15 protein-coding genes are annotated in these 15,638 nt (G+C 40.7%); 8 read left to right on the top strand and 7 right to left on the bottom strand.

Annotated features, from left to right (window positions below; all coding sequences use genetic code 11):
- Positions 1-2: 2 nt before the first annotated feature.
- Entirely contained in the window at positions 3-1,163 is a 1,161-nt protein-coding gene (locus ACL9RF_RS15565; RefSeq protein ID WP_422801560.1) for a glycosyltransferase family 4 protein, read from the bottom strand.
- Between the two features lie 102 nt (positions 1,164-1,265).
- Between ACL9RF_RS15565 and ACL9RF_RS15560 the strand changes: the two genes are divergently transcribed.
- Together ACL9RF_RS15560 and ACL9RF_RS15555 are read left to right on the top strand one after the other, a co-directional pair.
- Positions 1,266-2,246, top strand: coding sequence for a polyprenyl synthetase family protein (locus tag ACL9RF_RS15560; protein ID WP_422801559.1), 981 nt, complete (start codon positions 1,266-1,268; stop codon positions 2,244-2,246).
- A gap of 70 nt (positions 2,247-2,316) precedes the next feature.
- On the top strand, positions 2,317-3,093 hold the full coding sequence (locus ACL9RF_RS15555) for an amidohydrolase (RefSeq protein ID WP_422801558.1): 777 nt from the start codon (positions 2,317-2,319) through the stop codon (positions 3,091-3,093).
- Positions 3,094-3,489: 396 nt separating this feature from the next.
- On the opposite strand, the gene ACL9RF_RS15550 is transcribed toward ACL9RF_RS15555, so the two are convergent.
- Complete coding sequence (locus ACL9RF_RS15550) at positions 3,490-3,900, bottom strand: hypothetical protein (RefSeq protein WP_422801557.1); 411 nt, start codon at positions 3,898-3,900, stop codon at positions 3,490-3,492.
- A 108-nt stretch (positions 3,901-4,008) separates the two neighbouring features.
- On the opposite strand from ACL9RF_RS15550, the gene ACL9RF_RS15545 reads away from it, so the two are divergent.
- Positions 4,009-4,452 (top strand): MarR family winged helix-turn-helix transcriptional regulator, encoded by a 444-nt coding sequence (locus ACL9RF_RS15545; RefSeq protein WP_422801556.1) that lies wholly within the window; start codon positions 4,009-4,011, stop codon positions 4,450-4,452.
- 109 nt (positions 4,453-4,561) lie between these two features.
- Here ACL9RF_RS15545 and ACL9RF_RS15540 read toward each other — a convergent pair whose 3' ends face one another.
- From ACL9RF_RS15540 to ACL9RF_RS15520, 5 genes are all read right to left on the bottom strand, one after another.
- Positions 4,562-6,118 carry an FMN-binding glutamate synthase family protein gene (locus ACL9RF_RS15540; protein ID WP_422801555.1) on the bottom strand — a complete coding sequence of 519 codons (1,557 nt, stop codon included), beginning with the start codon at positions 6,116-6,118 and terminating at the stop codon, positions 4,562-4,564.
- A gap of 130 nt (positions 6,119-6,248) precedes the next feature.
- Complete coding sequence (locus ACL9RF_RS15535) at positions 6,249-7,016, bottom strand: Rossmann-like and DUF2520 domain-containing protein (protein ID WP_422801554.1); 768 nt, start codon at positions 7,014-7,016, stop codon at positions 6,249-6,251.
- A gap of 2 nt (positions 7,017-7,018) precedes the next feature.
- On the bottom strand, positions 7,019-9,499 hold the full coding sequence (gene ccsA / locus ACL9RF_RS15530; RefSeq protein ID WP_422801553.1) for a cytochrome c biogenesis protein CcsA: 2,481 nt from the start codon (positions 9,497-9,499) through the stop codon (positions 7,019-7,021).
- Between the two features lie 22 nt (positions 9,500-9,521).
- Entirely contained in the window at positions 9,522-9,932 is a 411-nt protein-coding gene (locus tag ACL9RF_RS15525) for a cytochrome c maturation protein CcmE (protein ID WP_422801552.1), read from the bottom strand.
- Between the two features lie 224 nt (positions 9,933-10,156).
- Positions 10,157-11,374, bottom strand: coding sequence for a dicarboxylate/amino acid:cation symporter (locus ACL9RF_RS15520; RefSeq protein ID WP_422801551.1), 1,218 nt, complete (start codon positions 11,372-11,374; stop codon positions 10,157-10,159).
- A gap of 63 nt (positions 11,375-11,437) precedes the next feature.
- On the opposite strand from ACL9RF_RS15520, the gene mnmD reads away from it, so the two are divergent.
- The 5 genes from mnmD to pstB all read left to right on the top strand — a co-directional run bounded on the left by mnmD (position 11,438) and on the right by pstB (position 15,547).
- Positions 11,438-12,103, top strand: a complete 666-nt coding sequence (gene mnmD / locus ACL9RF_RS15515; protein WP_422801550.1) for a tRNA (5-methylaminomethyl-2-thiouridine)(34)-methyltransferase MnmD — start codon at positions 11,438-11,440, stop codon at positions 12,101-12,103.
- A gap of 99 nt (positions 12,104-12,202) precedes the next feature.
- On the top strand, positions 12,203-13,069 hold the full coding sequence (locus tag ACL9RF_RS15510; RefSeq protein ID WP_422801549.1) for a substrate-binding domain-containing protein: 867 nt from the start codon (positions 12,203-12,205) through the stop codon (positions 13,067-13,069).
- 4 nt (positions 13,070-13,073) lie between these two features.
- Positions 13,074-13,964, top strand: coding sequence for a phosphate ABC transporter permease subunit PstC (gene pstC / locus ACL9RF_RS15505; protein WP_422801548.1), 891 nt, complete (start codon positions 13,074-13,076; stop codon positions 13,962-13,964).
- On the top strand, positions 13,954-14,811 hold the full coding sequence (pstA, locus tag ACL9RF_RS15500; protein ID WP_422801547.1) for a phosphate ABC transporter permease PstA: 858 nt from the start codon (positions 13,954-13,956) through the stop codon (positions 14,809-14,811). The genes pstC and pstA overlap by 11 nt, the downstream gene beginning before the upstream one ends.
- Positions 14,801-15,547: a phosphate ABC transporter ATP-binding protein PstB gene (gene pstB / locus ACL9RF_RS15495; RefSeq protein WP_422801546.1), complete on the top strand. Its 747-nt coding sequence runs from the start codon at positions 14,801-14,803 to the stop codon at positions 15,545-15,547. The genes pstA and pstB overlap by 11 nt, the downstream gene beginning before the upstream one ends.
- Positions 15,548-15,638 lie beyond the last annotated feature (91 nt).

Genomic DNA, 15,638 nt, shown 5'->3' with positions numbered 1-15,638 from the left:
TCTTATTTATGGTTATGTATTGCCGATAAATACAGCTTCTCCAGGCTCTTAATATTTTCTTCAGCAGTATAATTACACGTATAAACCTCCTTACAATTTTGGCTGATACGATACTTCGTTGTATTATCTACCTGCACCCAACTGTCTAAGGTGTTTTGTATGCTTTCTTCCCGGTAGGGATCAAAATGCATGCCTGAATACAAAGGTATAACCATTTGTTGTAATATTCCAAGAGCGCTGCATAAAACTGGCGTTCCTATGGCAAAAGCTTCGATAATAGTCATTGGCATGCCTTCGTAACATACCGAAGGAACGACCAAAGCGCTGCATGTTCTTAGCTCCTCTCTAAGCACGTCCTGCTGCTGGAAGCCCATGTATTCAATGTTTGGAAATTGCGCAGCTAAGGCTTCCACTGCGGTTTGCTGTGGGCCAGTTCCAAATACTTTTATGCGGTGGGGGCTATGGCATATTGCTTGTAACAAGGGTATAATACCCTTTTCAGCAGATAGCCTACCTATATAGACGAAATAATCACCGAATGTTTTTTCGCCAACAGTAACTGGAGGTAGGAAGTTCGGTTTTATGCTGTATTTTTCTGCTGCCAATCCAAGCGGTGATTTTAGAAAAAGTTGGCGTGCAAAATCAGATAATAGCAGGTACTGGTTTACCTGCTGCCAGGTACCTATTTTGCGGTGCCACCAATAGGTGAAAGCAGTGACAAAGGTTTTTAGGGTAGAGCCATCCAAGACCTTATTTTTCACTGCAGACCAGGGGAAATCTTGTTTCAGGCTGTCTAAAAATAGCCGGTCGCCGTAAAATAAAGTGGCAGAAGGGCATATCAATCGGAAGTTGTGTAAGGTCATTACCACCTGGAAGCCATGTTTACGCAAGGCACGTATCAGCCAAGGGCCGCTGGCATAATGAAGGTTGTGGATATGAACAATATCGGCTTTAAATGCCTTAGCCGTCTTTACAACGCGCTTGGCATAGCTCCAATTAATGGCGTACAAACTGAACTGGATTAATCCTTTAAGGCCTTTTTTGTTTTGGATCGTCAGTAATTTAACGTCGTGATTTTTGCGAAGTTCCGTTATTTCCATTTTTACAACGCTATCTTCACCACCAGCATGCTGGTAAAAATTATGGATTATAAGGATACGCATAGATTTTGTTTTTACAAATATATCATTTCCTTTATGCAATCTGTTACCGGTTCAGGTCTAGAATAATATAAATGCGTATCTTCGCCTATTATTTGTTGAAACATGATGTTTGGAAATCCCCTTTTTGCACAGATTATCGATAGCGCACTCGCACAAAGCAGTTTCCCTGCTAAGCCCGAAAACTTATATCAGCCTATTGCGTATATTCTTTCCCTTGCGGGTAAACGAATCCGTCCACAATTAGTTTTACTGGGTGCAGACTTGTTTGGCTATAAAAATATAGAGGCAGCAGTTCCTGCTGCATTAGCGATTGAATATTTTCATAACTTTTCGCTTATACACGATGATATTATGGATAAGGCACCTATACGCCGTGGAAAAGCTACTGTTCATCAGCATTGGAACGACAGTGTAGCTATTTTGTCGGGCGATGCTTTGTTGGTAAAGGCTTATGAGCAGTTGAGCAATTGCCCGGTTAACACCATTGCGCCCTTATTAAAGACCTTTAACCGTATTGCTTTGGAGGTATGTGAAGGGCAGCAGCTGGATATGGATTTTGAGCTGGAGGAGCAGGTTACGGAGGCGCAGTATATTGAGATGATCCGTTTAAAGACCTCTGTACTTCTAGGTGGTGCACTAGCCTTGGGTGCGATTATTGCAGATGCGGATGTCGAGGAACGCGAGAAAATCAATGCTTTCGGTGTCAACTTAGGGATAGCCTTTCAATTACAGGATGATATTCTTGATGCATATGGCAACCCCGATACCTTTGGGAAGCAGGTTGGTGGGGATATTCTAGTCAATAAAAAAACCATATTGCATATATTGCTAAAACGTGTTTTAGATGCTGCGGATAGGCCGAAGTTTGATGCCTTATTGGCCTTAAAAAATGAGGAGGGCGATAGAAAAGTGCAAGGGATGAAGGAGCTGTATAATGCATATGCGGTACGCGAACTTGCTGAGGCATTGAAAGAGCAATACATGGTTAAAGCTTACCAGTATTTAGCGGATGTTACAGTAGAAGAGGGCCGAAAAACGGATTTATATCAATTAGCGGATACATTAATGCATCGTGCTCGTTAACCCTGTACTTTTATAGGATAATTTATTTTTATTTATTAAATTCGGCTAATCTAAAGATTGTATTTTATTCATGGAGCCCATAAAAATCACCGTATTTCAAGCTTATCTATTCTGGGAGAATGCAGAAAAAAACTTACAGAATCTACGCTTACGCCTTTCTACGCTGAAAGAAAAGACAGATTTAATATTATTACCCGAGATGTTTAATACGGGTTTTACTATGAATGTTCAGAAGTGTGCTGAACGTATGGATGGGATGACTATGCGGTGGATGTATGAAACAGCAAAATCGTTTGATTGTGTTGTTGCGGGTACGTTGATTATTGAAGAGCATGGACATTATTACAATCGGTTTATTTGGATGTCGCCAGATGGTAGCTTTGTACATTACGACAAAAGACATCTGTTTGGGTTAGCCAAAGAAGATCAGGTGTTTACGCCGGGGAATTCCAGGATATTATTACAGCTTAAAGGATGGAAGATATGCCCGATGGTATGTTATGATTTACGGTTCCCTGTATGGTCGCGAAATCAGGAAAATGGTTACGATCTATTGGTGTATACAGCAAGTTGGCCTGATAATCGCTCGGCGCATTGGCGTACATTAATCCCAGCACGGGCGTTGGAAAACCAAGCCTTTGTTGTCGGCGTAAACCGTGTAGGGCATGATGGCAATGAGATTTATTATTCTGGAGGGTCCATGTGTATATCGCCGTTAGGAGATGTGGTTTATTATAAACCAGAAGATGAAGATCTATATACCTTTACCTTAAACCCAAAAGATCTGGAGGATGCGCGGAAGCATTTTCCTGTTTTAAAAGATGCCGATAAATTTTCTATTATCTAATAAAAAGACTCCCTATACAATACCCTGTCGGCCGACAGGGTTTTGTATAGGACCTATGCTTAACCGCTGTTTTCAATTTAAATTTACCGCTTCCCATACTGCCTAGCTTCTTCCATTCCTATTGTATTTCATTGCTGATATTACAATGTTTTATTGATATAAGGTTACTTTTCTTATTAATTATATTAACAATAATTTTATTTTTAACATAATTTTTAAGCTTTAATTGAAATAAACATAGAACGCATTTCCTTTACTACTATTTTACGATATTAATTTAATAATTAGTTGTAGGTGAATTCTTTATGCCTGGAGATATACCATAAAGAAAATACAGGATCGTATACGGAACACTGGAAACTTGTTACGCTATTGTATTAGGCACGATATGGCTTATTATTTATAAGGTCTTTCTAAGATAATAGACTGAATAACAGCTTGACGCAAATCAAATGTTGTATTTGTTTTTTCTGTATTGCTTGTAGGTGCTGCTTTTACCTCCGCTTTTTTCTTTTGTAACAATTGCTGTTCTCTTTGTTTGCGGATTCGTAGTACCTCATCGGGTATTTGTGCCTGGTTTGTGGGTTGCTCTATGCTATCCCAAGTATTGTATTTCGGGTCTTGTGCAATGGGAGGCGGTATATTGGCTTTTGGGTAAATTGTTTTAGCTTTATCAATTGTGGTTTTGCCTGCCGGTGGATACTGTGGGCTGCGTTTTGCAGCAGCGGCTTGCTCTTTCTTAAAATTCGTATAAATTTTATAGATAATAGCAACGACGAATACGAGGACAACCAAGGCATTTTCCATATCCTAAAAATATAAAAAAAGACAGTAAAAGGAAAAATTATCGATTATTATTTGCAAAATATAATCCAATTTAGTTAATTGCAATAACAACCTTAAATTAAACTAACAATGAACCTACAATCTAACATTGCAGAGGACTTTTATTCTTTTCTTTCGGGAAAGGCAAGTTCGGCAATTTCGCGTCGCTTACAGCGAAATTTAAAAGAATTGGAAATTAACATTACCGCAGAACAATGGAGTGTGCTGTATTGTTTATGGCAAGAGGAGGGACTTACCCAGCAAGAGCTGGCGAATAAAACTTTTCGCGATAAACCCTGTATTACACGCCTAATAAACAATTTAGAAAAGATGGATTTGGTAATCCGTGTAAACGATAAGAACGATAGACGTTCCAACCTTATTTATTTGACGAAGGAAGGGCGCCGTTTGCGTGATAATGGCATGAAACAGGCTACAAAAACCATAACAGAGTCTTTAGATGGTATTGATCCGGAGAGCATTAAAATTGCACAGGGCATTCTGGATAAGGTGTTTTTAAATTTAAAACGTTAAGTATTGAAGCTGTAATAACGTTATATAAAGTATAAAACTATAAAAGTATAAAACTATAAAAGGCCTTAGGTGTATATACCTAAGGCCTTTATGTTTTGTCTGCTTTTGCTTAGTCCAAGAACTCTTCCCTGGCGAAGGTGTTTTCCTTCTTATTAAGTTTGCCTGTATGCTTAAAATAAATATCCTGGAAACTTAAGGTGGTGATATTATCTACCTTACGGAAGAATTTATCTGCAGTTACATCATCCAGCGTTTTAAAACCACAGGCCTCCATTATTTCTACAGTTGCGCGTAGCGTATTTCTATGGAATTGAGCGACCCTAACGTATTTATCCTCTACATCCAACCCTTTGTATAAGTGTGGTTTTTGTGTTGCAACCCCAACCGGACAAACATCCTCATTACATTTTAAGGCTTGAATACAACCCAAGGCAAACATCATTCCACGGGCGCTGTAACATGCATCTGCACCCAAGGCAATGGCTTTTAGCAGGTCGAAACCTGTTACCACGCGACTGGAAGCTATTAATTTAATATGTTTCTTTAAACCGAAGTTTATTAAAGTCGTTGTTACAAAGGTCAAGGCATCATACAGTGGCATACCTAAGTTGTCGGTAAATTCTAATGGTGCCGCCCCTGTACCGCCTTCCGAACCGTCGATAGAAATAAAGTCAGGAAAGATTTGAGTCGTCTGCATGGCATTACAGATATCAATAAATTCCTGTTTATCGCCGATACAGATTTTAAATCCTATAGGTTTACCATTGGAAAGTTCGCGTAGACGTTGAATGAAATACATCATTTCCAATGGGTTCTTAAAGGCGCTATGTGCCGGTGGCGACATAACATCTGTGCCCGGTACGACATGGCGTATAGCCGCCACTTCTGGAGTATTTTTGGCTGCAGGAAGAATACCTCCATGACCAGGTTTTGCGCCCTGGGAGATCTTTAATTCCACCATTTTAACGTAAGGTCTATTTGCTTTTTCGGCAAAAAGCTCATCGTTAAAATAGCCAAAATCATCACGACAACCAAAGTAACCCGTTCCCACCTGCCAGATTAAATCTCCACCGTTGATATGGTAATTACTAATTCCCCCTTCACCGGTATTATGTGCAAAGTTCTGTAAGGCTGCGCCCTTGTTTAAGGCTGTAATTGCAGTTTTACTTAAGGCACCATAACTCATCGCCGAGATATTGTATACACTCAAATCATACGGTTGTGCGCACTGGCTATTTCCAACACGGGTACGTAAATCGTGGTTTTCAATGTGCGTAGGGAACATTGAGTGTGCAATCCATTCATTGCCGATAGCCTGCGGATCAGTTTGCATACCAAAAGCAACGGTTTCACGTTGATTTTTTGCACGTTGGTAAACAATGGAGCGTTGTCTTCGGTTAAAAGGGCGCCCATCGGTATCCGACTCCCAGAAGTATTGCCTTAATTCGGGGCGGATGGATTCAAAAATATACCTAAAGTAACCCACTAAAGGATAGTTTCTTAAAATCGCGTGGTGCGTTTGCGTACTATGGTAAATCGCAATGCCAAGTAAAGGTGCCGGTATTAGCAGCAACCAAAACCATTGAGGGGTAAAAATAATACCAAATGAGATGATAATTAAGTTTACAATAATAATCGATACTAGAATTAATTTTCTAACAGCCATGATTCCTAATGTAGTTATTCTATGAACAAACGTAATACCTTTAGGTTTGTTTTTATTTACAGCAAAATTAGTAAGTTAATTGGGCTTTAAAATACAGGAATAAATTTTTATATTTTTTGTAAGCAAAGCGCTATTTATCTCTGCTTTTAATAATGAAATCTGTTATACATTGATAGATTTCGGTAACTGTATTTGAATAAGCTAAGAAATTCAAATGTGTATTTATCGTATTCCTGTCATTTCGCTGTGCCGGCCCTGTTTGAACCTGCTTAGGAAGGTTGTTTTGGACTTTTTGCGCTGTCTCTAAGATAATTGGTCGTAGCAGATCGAAGGGTAGATTTTCTTTTTCCAGTACTTGTTGTGCTATCTGGTATAAGGCATTGGGAAAATTATTAACAAATACGGCGGCAATATGCAATGCAAGGCGTTGCTGGCTGTTGCAAGCAAAACTTTGGGGAGCAATAGGCTCCATAAACTGTTGTAGGCTATCTAAATTGGCTGCTGTATTTGCTTCCAGCGCAAAGGGTATACCCGATATATCTGCTGCAACGGTTTTATTCAAACTTTGTGGGGGATAGATAACCCCATAATTTCTAAATCTATCCAACACCGTCATGGGGGTGGCCCCAGAGCAGTGTACGACCATTCCCTGTAGGTCCGGAGGCAAGCTATTGGAAAGTGTCGTAATCGCCGAATCGGAAACCGCAATAAGATAGAGGTCAGCCTTAGGGTTTACATCACTAATATGCGCTAAGGATACGGCAGAAACTGCATCAGCCAATGCACGGGCATTGGCTGATGTTTTACTGTATACCTGCAGGATATTATGTCCTGCACTATGGAACGATGTTGCTAAATGTGTCGCAATATTACCACTGCCAAAAACAACTATATTCATTTTTATACCTGTTTACTATGGGCAAGTTTCGCATCCTTTATTCGGCGTATGATGGCCATAATAAAGCCAAGGGTCATGATAATTGTTCCAAGCCAGAAGAAATTAATGTATGGAAATTTAATTGCCTTAAATACAATCCATTTCTTTTCGGGTAATGGCTTTTGGTATACCATGATTTCCAGTTTATCTTTTTGCGGTAAAATATTAGTAAACCTGAACTTCAACCCCTGTTCGTTGACATCCTTATTGAAGTCGTAGGCATGACCATCCTTAAGCAAGAATGTAGGCTCTGCCTGATACTCCTTTTTATCTGCGGCAATAACCTTGATTTTTAGGCCTACCAACACATCATTTTCCTTTAACGGGATTTTTTCCAGCTTCGCATTTTTATTGATACCTTCAATTACAAAAACCCCGTTTCTATAGCGTAAGGTATCACCAATATTTACCTGATAGGTAGCAGGCTCATCGTAATCTTCAAAGCCTGTTTTATCGTCTGCATTGTCTTGCGGTGTTACAGCAGCCTGCGATTCTGCTGCTGCTGCCGTAATCAACGTATACACATCATGTGATACATAATGTTTCGTTGCTGGCGTACCTATTAATCCACCCATCTGGGGGTTGTTTTGAGCAAAAGGACTTAGCGTAAAATGCTCTTTTACCTTACCACTTTCCTCATCCAAGCGCTCGTATTTAATATGATAGTAAACATTAGGTGCGACAGCACTATCACCCATATAGGTAATTCTATATTCCCCCATTTGCACCGGCTCGCCTTCGGTTAAGAAAAGATTCTCGCCTGGGTCTGTAAATTTATCACCATCCTTACCAAAGCCCTGCACGCCGATATAACCACTATCGTTTACCGATATCACCTCGTTTGTGGCTGCGGCAATAAGTGCGCCCAACAGCAGCAAGCCAAAGCCGATATGCGAAACTGCAGACCCTGTAAGGCGCCACTGTCCTTTAATGGCATCGCCTAATATTTTAAGGTTTGCAATAACACAGAAAATTGCTGTGAAGGCGATTAAAATAAACATAACATTGGTGTACACCTTCGTAAAGTAAATGGCAATTGCCGATAACAGCAAAGCCATAACAAAAGACGCTAAGGTCGAAGCCCAGAATTTTTTACTTGTAGTACGTTTATATTTTAAGAACTGTGTAAAAGCCGTAAGTAATAAGATTACCACTGCAAAAGCACCCTGCCATTGGTTGTAATGCGCAATAGGGTCTAATGGAGGCGCTACTTTGGTGCCAAATATCGCATTGAATACCGGAATGGAGGTTGTAGCAATCATCTGCACACAAGCCACAGTAAGCACCAATGCTCCGATAAACATCCAAAACTCTCTGGAATAAATATCCTCCTCTTTGCTGGTACGCGGCATATCTTTTCGCCGCCATACCAATAAAGCGATGGCAATAGCGAGGAAAGCCAGGTTAAAATAAATCAACTGCCCAGACATACCTAAACTCGTAAACGAGTGTACAGAGGTTTCCCCAAGAATACCACTCCGCGTAAGGTAAGACGCATATATTACCAATACGAAACTCACCAGCGATAGTAATGTTGCGGTAAAGTAGCCATGCCCAGAATGTTTAAAAGCTATAATAACGTGTACAGCAGCAATTAAGGTAAACCATGGGATGATGGATACATTTTCTACCGGATCCCAAGCCCAAAAACCACCAAAGTTTAAGGCTTCGTAAGCCCAGAAGGACCCCATAATAATACCAGCACCCAAGATCATAACTGCGAATAAGGCCCAAGGTAAACCCGGGTTCATCCATTCTTTAAAGCGTTTCTGCCATAATCCTGACGCAGCATAAGCGAAAGGAACGATCATAGAGGCAAAGCCTAAAAATAACGTAGGCGGGTGTATGACCATCCAATAGTTCTGAAGCAGCGGATTTAACCCCCTACCATCAGCAATCATGGATAGATAATTAGGATCTTTAAGGATAGGGAAGTCCATGGCATCGCGTAATAAGATGAAAGGAGAGCTCCCCAATCTATAACCAAATACCTCCACACCCAATAACATGCTGGCTAAAAACAGCTGGCATAACATCACAAACGTCATAACCGGCGTTTCCCATGATTTTGCGCGGAACACTAAAATGGATCCTAAAACCGCTTGCCAGAATGTCCATAGCCAAAAACTTCCTTCCTGTCCTTCCCAGAAAGAAGAAATAATATAGTACGTAGGAAGCGATCGCGAAGAGTGCGACCAGGCATAGTGGTACTCGAAAAAGTGGTTGTAAATAATATAGAAGAGTGTAGCACCAATTACTACGACAGATGTTGCGTTCAGAAAAAATCCAATACGACCCAACTGTTTCCAATATTTCTCTTCCGGATTCTTTGTTGCAAAGAAATAGCTAATAAGTGAGAGCAAAGCAGCGCCAAAAGATAGCACAACAAAAAATTGTCCTATTTTTCCCGGTAGTAGGTGCTCTCCAATGTAATTAATATCCATTTATATGTGTTAAAAGTAGTGCTTATAAAGCAGCGTTTGTTGCCGTAACTTCCGAAACTTCGAGCTGATCTTTATTGTATTTTGAAGGGCACTTCATTAATATTTTTGTTGCATGGAAAACATCGCCTTCCATTTTTCCGGTAAGCACCAGTTTCTCCGATCGTTCGATATCCTGAGGTTTAGAACCCAAGAAAACAACTTCACACTCTTTACCATCGTTGTCAAACATAAAAAAGGAAAAATGATTGGCATTTTTAACCGGATCATATACCAATGCCTTCTCCTTATTCAAGACGCCTGTAACATAAAGCTCCGTCTGTTTTTCCTTTGCTTGTGCAAAAGTCGAATAGGTACTCGAATCGGTGTAAATAACTAAAATCATCGCTATGGCTATAGCAATAATAACAATTAAGATAATTGAACTTTTTTTCATACTGTGATTGCACTAATTCAACCGCAAAATTACAAAATGTGTGCTGAAACAAGGAATTTACCAAACTATACTGTCTATTTAGAGCCAATCTAAATAGTTTTAGTTTGCTTGTTAAGTGGCTGATTCATAGTTTTTAATAAATAAGATGTTCTAGGGAAAAAGACGCATATGCAGGTTATTATCAGAATAAGCCTATAATCATGTAAAATTTATGAGATATAGGTTTAATAATTTGACTTTTCCCCACTGAAACGTTGTACAAGTAATGCCGCCATTGTATCGCCTGTTGCATTTAATACTGTGGCTAAAGGATCCACCAGTGCGCCAATAATTAAAACCGCAGGAATAGCTTCATTCGGTATACTGTATACCGAAATCATTAACATTTCGCCAATGAAACCACCATTGGGGATCCCACCCGCCACAATACTGACGAGTAAGGTGATACCTACAGCTGTAATCAAAGTTGTAGGTTCAAAAAAATTCCAGTTTAAAATGGCGAAGGCCACATAAATCTTCAATATAGAAGAAATCGAAGAGCCATGTTTATTCAAGGTGTTGCCGAGCGGAATAACCACATGCGCCACGGTATCAGGAATACCCATCTTTTTGGCGGCAATAAGGTTGCTGGGTAGGGTAGCGAGGCTGCTGCAGGTGCTTACAGCAGTTAGTGCAGGGGTGATGTTATACCTCCAATAGGTTGCAGGCCCCTTCCTGCCACGTGCAATAAAGGCATAAAAGCTAAACATCAGTACAAAAAATATAAATCCGAAGATATAATAAAATGCCAATGGCTTAACATAAAAGCCCATAATTTCAGGACCTAAGGTATGGATCTGATAGGCAAAATAAGCACCGAGACCCAGGGGAGCCAATTTCATAAGGATTGCCAGCATATTTTTCATAACCTCATTACCTGCTATAATAAAGTTCAAGAAAGGCTTAGCACTATCGCCACTTTTGCGTATGGCAATACCCATTAAAAATGAAAAAATAACAAAAGCCAGAATATTTTGTCGGCTAAGGAGGTTTACAAATTCGCCTACCGACACAAAACGTACAATTCTGTCGCCCCAACTCTCGTCGTTAATATTTTTAAGCTCCGCTGTCAGTCCGTCGCCACCGGCAACCGCTGTAACCGGGTATATGGCCAGTGCGATAATCGTTAACAGTGCCGTTAAGCTAATGGTAATTACAAAAACTACCGACATTACAAAAAGAATTTTACCCAGTTTACCTTGATCCTCTATACGGGCAATAGCGGCGGTAATAGCAAAGAACAATAAAGGGATAACAGCAACAAATAATAAATTTAGAAATATATCACCTATTGGCTTTAGCCATGCAACAGCTTGTGGAATATATACACCAACTAAGCTTCCAAGACCAATACCTAAAAGAAGTAAGATTATGCCGCTATAATTTTTTAAGATGCTGCTCATAAAGCCTAATTGGGTTTTACGAATTTACTTTTTTTATTTTAGATTTGACCAAAATATAAGCGAATGGATATAGTAGTAACAGCTGATGGGTCGCGCACCCTGTACCACGCAGCAGTGGGCGAAAATTATCACTCTAAACATGGAGCAGAGCAGGAAAGTAAGCATGTGTTTCTGAAATCGGGATTGCAATTTTTTCTCACTAAAGATAAGGTATCCAAGGCTGCAATATTAGAAGTCGGTTTTGGAACAGGTTTAAATTTTATTTTAACAGCCGAATACTGTATGGCACATAATATACAGTTGGACTACTGTGGTATTGAAGCTTATCCATTACCGCTGGAAACTATATCGCAGTTGCAATACAGCGATTTAGTGCCCGAAAATATAGGGCTGGATTTTCAAAACGCCTACCCAAAGGCACTGCTGCAAGAAACGGTAGTAAACCATAATATACAGCTGCAGGTTGCACATACCCTGGTTATGGACTTTAATAGCTCCAAGCAATTCGATGTAATCTATTTCGATGCCTTTGCTGCTGTCCATCAGCCTGAAATGTGGTCCGAGGAAACCTTGACGCATGTTACCAAGTTTTTGAAGCCTGGCGGTGTTTTTGTAACCTACGCTATTACCGGAAACCTTAAACGCGCTATGAAGGCACTAGGTTTTACCATAGAAAAAGCGCCCGGCGCTCCTGGAAAAAGGGAAATGTTACGCGCCATAAAGCTCTAAGTTATACGGGGATGGCAACAGTCCCCCTTTTTTATAAGCTTAACGTATGCTTAACAGCTTCTTAACGCTATAGTTATATTTCGTTTACATATTTGTAGAATGAATGTTAAGCATAAGAAGTACGTTTTTTACTTTCCGTATCTTTTCTTCATACTGGCCCTAAGCTCCTGCAGCAGTAGCGACCATTCCATAAAGATGAAAGGATCCGATACGGAGGTAAATTTGGCTGTAAATTTGGCTGAAAAGTATACCCCATTAGACCCTTCCTTTAGCATTGCTATCTCTGGTGGTGGTTCTGGATTGGGTATCACCTCCCTTTTAAATGGGCAAGCAGATATTGCCAACTCCTCCAGGCCCCTATCTGAAAAAGAAGCTGCCGCATTTAAGACCAAAAATATTACCTTAAAAACCATTATTTTTGCGGAAGATGCTACAGCATTCGTGGTACATAAGGATTTACCTATCTCGCAGGTAGATGTCGCTACTTTGGGGCGCATTATGCGTGGGGAGTATAAAAATTGGTCTGAAATTATTCCCGAGGTAAACTTACCCATTAATATTTACGGCCGACAAAGTAGCTCGGGTACCCATTCCTTTGTCAAGAAAAAGCTAAACATAGAATTTGCAAATACCGCGAAAGAAATGACGGGCAATGCCCAGATCTTAGAAGGTATAAAATCCGATAAGTCAGGGATTGGTTATGTCGGTGCTGGGTACGTAAGCAGTGATATAAATGCCCGGCAAGGGGTGAAGGTGTTAAAAATTAAAGGCCCCACAGATTCCCTCTATTATTCGCCCTTAGATCCTGTGGTAATCAACCAAAGTCTATACTACTTCCAACGGCCCTTATACCAATTTGTGGTCGCCGATTCCTGGGAAAAGGTAAAACCCCTTATAGATTTTGAGCAAAGTGAAGCCGGTCGTCAACTTATTCGGGAGCACGGCTATTACATCATTGAAAACTAATTGTATGAAATATCAAGCACGCCTCTCTCTGGATGTACTGTTCAAGTTTATCTTTAAAATTACCGGTTTACTGGTGTTGTTATTATTGGGCGGTATCTTAACCATGTTGGTATACAATTCCTTTTCTTTCTTTTTGGATGTTAAGCCCTTGGATTTTATTACCGGGTTAGCATGGAATCCTACAGGAAGCTCCCCCACATTCGGGATGTTGCCTTTAATACTGAGCACTACGCTCGTTACCATCGGCGCAATGTTGCTAGCTATACCAATAGGCATTGGTACGGCCACCTTTATTTCCGAGTATGCTAGCCCAGGGGTTAAAAATATATTGAAGCCTGCAATCGAAATACTGGCGGCGATCCCCTCTGTGGTAATTGGTTTTTTAGGTATTGTTGTATTAAGTCCCGGATTGGCCAATCTTTCCAATCTTCCCAATGGCTTAAATGCGTTAAATGGTGCTATTCTATTGGCTGTAATGGCATTACCCACTATAATCACCGTCGCTGAGGATGCGATACATGCGGTGCCGAAGTCGTATAAAGAAGCCAGTTATGCCGTCGGAGGAACCAAATGGCAAACGGTATATAAAGTTAGTATTCCTGCTGCTGCACCGGGTATTATTGCGGCGGTGATGCTGGGAGTCGGGCGTGCAATTGGCGAGACGATGACTGTCCTGATGGCCACAGGGAATGCATCGATGATGCCTACAGGATTTTTTGATTCTGTAAAAACCATGACAGCAACTATTGCGATAGAAATGGGCGAGGTGCCTTACCAGACAACGCACTATTATGCCTTGTATGCTATTGCTACTGTTCTATTTTTTATGACGCTGTTGGCAAATCTTTTAGGCGAGTTTTTTATTAACCGTTTCCGTAAATATCATGCAGCATAGAAGATTTAGACTTAGTTCGGTTATCGAATGGGGAACGCTGTTGTTAAGCACCTTGTTGGTATGTTTTTTTCTCGTCGTTATTGTTGGCGATATTATCGTGAAAGGCTTGGGGATGCTGTCCTGGGAGTTTATTACGGAGGTTCCGACCCATGGCATGACTCAGGGGGGTATCTTAACTCCGATTATTGGGACTGTATTACTCACGCTATTGACGGCATTATTTTCTATTCCCTTTGGGGTATGCTGTGCCATATACCTAAACGAGTATGCCGAGAATACCTGGCTTACACGCACTATCCGAGCTTCTATCCGTAACCTATCGGGCGTCCCTTCTATTATTTATGGTCTATTTGGTTTGGCGTTGTTTGTACAAGCCTTAAATTTTGGTACCTCCTTATTGGCCGCTGGATTAACATTAGGCTTATTGTCGTTACCCTATATTATTACGACCACAGAAGAAGCGCTATTGCGTATTCCTAACAGTACACGGGAGGCCGCACTGGCGGTGGGGGCCACCAAATTTGAGACGATTAAAGATGTGGTTATTCCGTCGGCGATGTCGGGGATATTAACAGGGGTGGTGTTAACCTTGTCGCGGGCAGCAGGTGAAACGGCGCCCATATTATTTACTGGAGCAGCATTTTATATCAACGGAAGTACAGGCTTCTTAAACCAGGAATTTATGGCACTGCCTTATCACTTATATATGCTATCCACGCAACATCAATCTATCGATGAGGTACGTCCTATTGCCTATGGAACAGCCTTGGTGCTTATTATCGTGGTATTCCTTTTAAACTTAACCGCATTTTATATCCGGTATAAATACAGAAAAAATGAAAACTAAACTTTCGGCAGAAAACTTGGCCATCAGCTTTGGCAGCAAACAGGTGTTAAAGGGGATAAATATTACATTTGCAGCCCATGAAGTTACCGCCTTAATTGGTCCTTCCGGATGTGGAAAGAGTACCCTGCTTCGAAGTTTTAACCGTATGCACGACCTTTCACCCGATGCCAAAATTACAGGGACCCTGCGTTTAGAAGATATGGATTTGTATAGCCGAAATGTTCCGGTAACTGAAATACGTAAACGTATAGGGATGGTTTTTCAGAAAGCTAATCCATTTCCGAAGAGTATATATGATAATATTGCCTATGGCTTGAAAATAAATAATCTCCCCGCGGGTAAGGAAGTTATAGAAAAGGCACTTCGTGAAGCCTTTCTTTGGGAGGAGGTAAAAAATGATCTTAAAATGCCGGCCACGCGGCTTTCTGGGGGGCAGCAGCAGCGGTTATGCATTGCGCGTGCTGTAGCATTACGGCCTGAGGTAATTTTGATGGACGAGCCTTGCTCGGCATTGGATCCGGTGAGCACCCTGAAAATTGAAGAGCTTATTGTACATCTGAAAGAAAAATACACCATTGTTATTGTTACGCACAATATGCAGCAGGCACAGCGTATTGCTGATAAAACCGTGTTTATGTATCTCGGTGAGGTAAAGGAGGAAGGAGACACTGATCAAATATTTAATAACCCCAAGCATGAGATGACCGCGAATTATGTGAACGGTCAGTTCGGGTAGTATCCAAAATATAAAATGTAGAGCCTAAAAAAAAGGACAGCCAAAAACGAATTAGGTTGTCCTTTTTTAATGTATTAAAAGTTACGAAGGC

Origin of the sequence: Sphingobacterium sp. Mn56C, assembly GCF_049319645.1 — a bacterium.
Classification (GTDB): Bacteria; Bacteroidota; Bacteroidia; order Sphingobacteriales; family Sphingobacteriaceae; genus Sphingobacterium.
The sequence above is the reverse complement of the archived record's forward strand: the minus strand, read 5'-3'. Positions and strand labels throughout refer to the sequence as shown.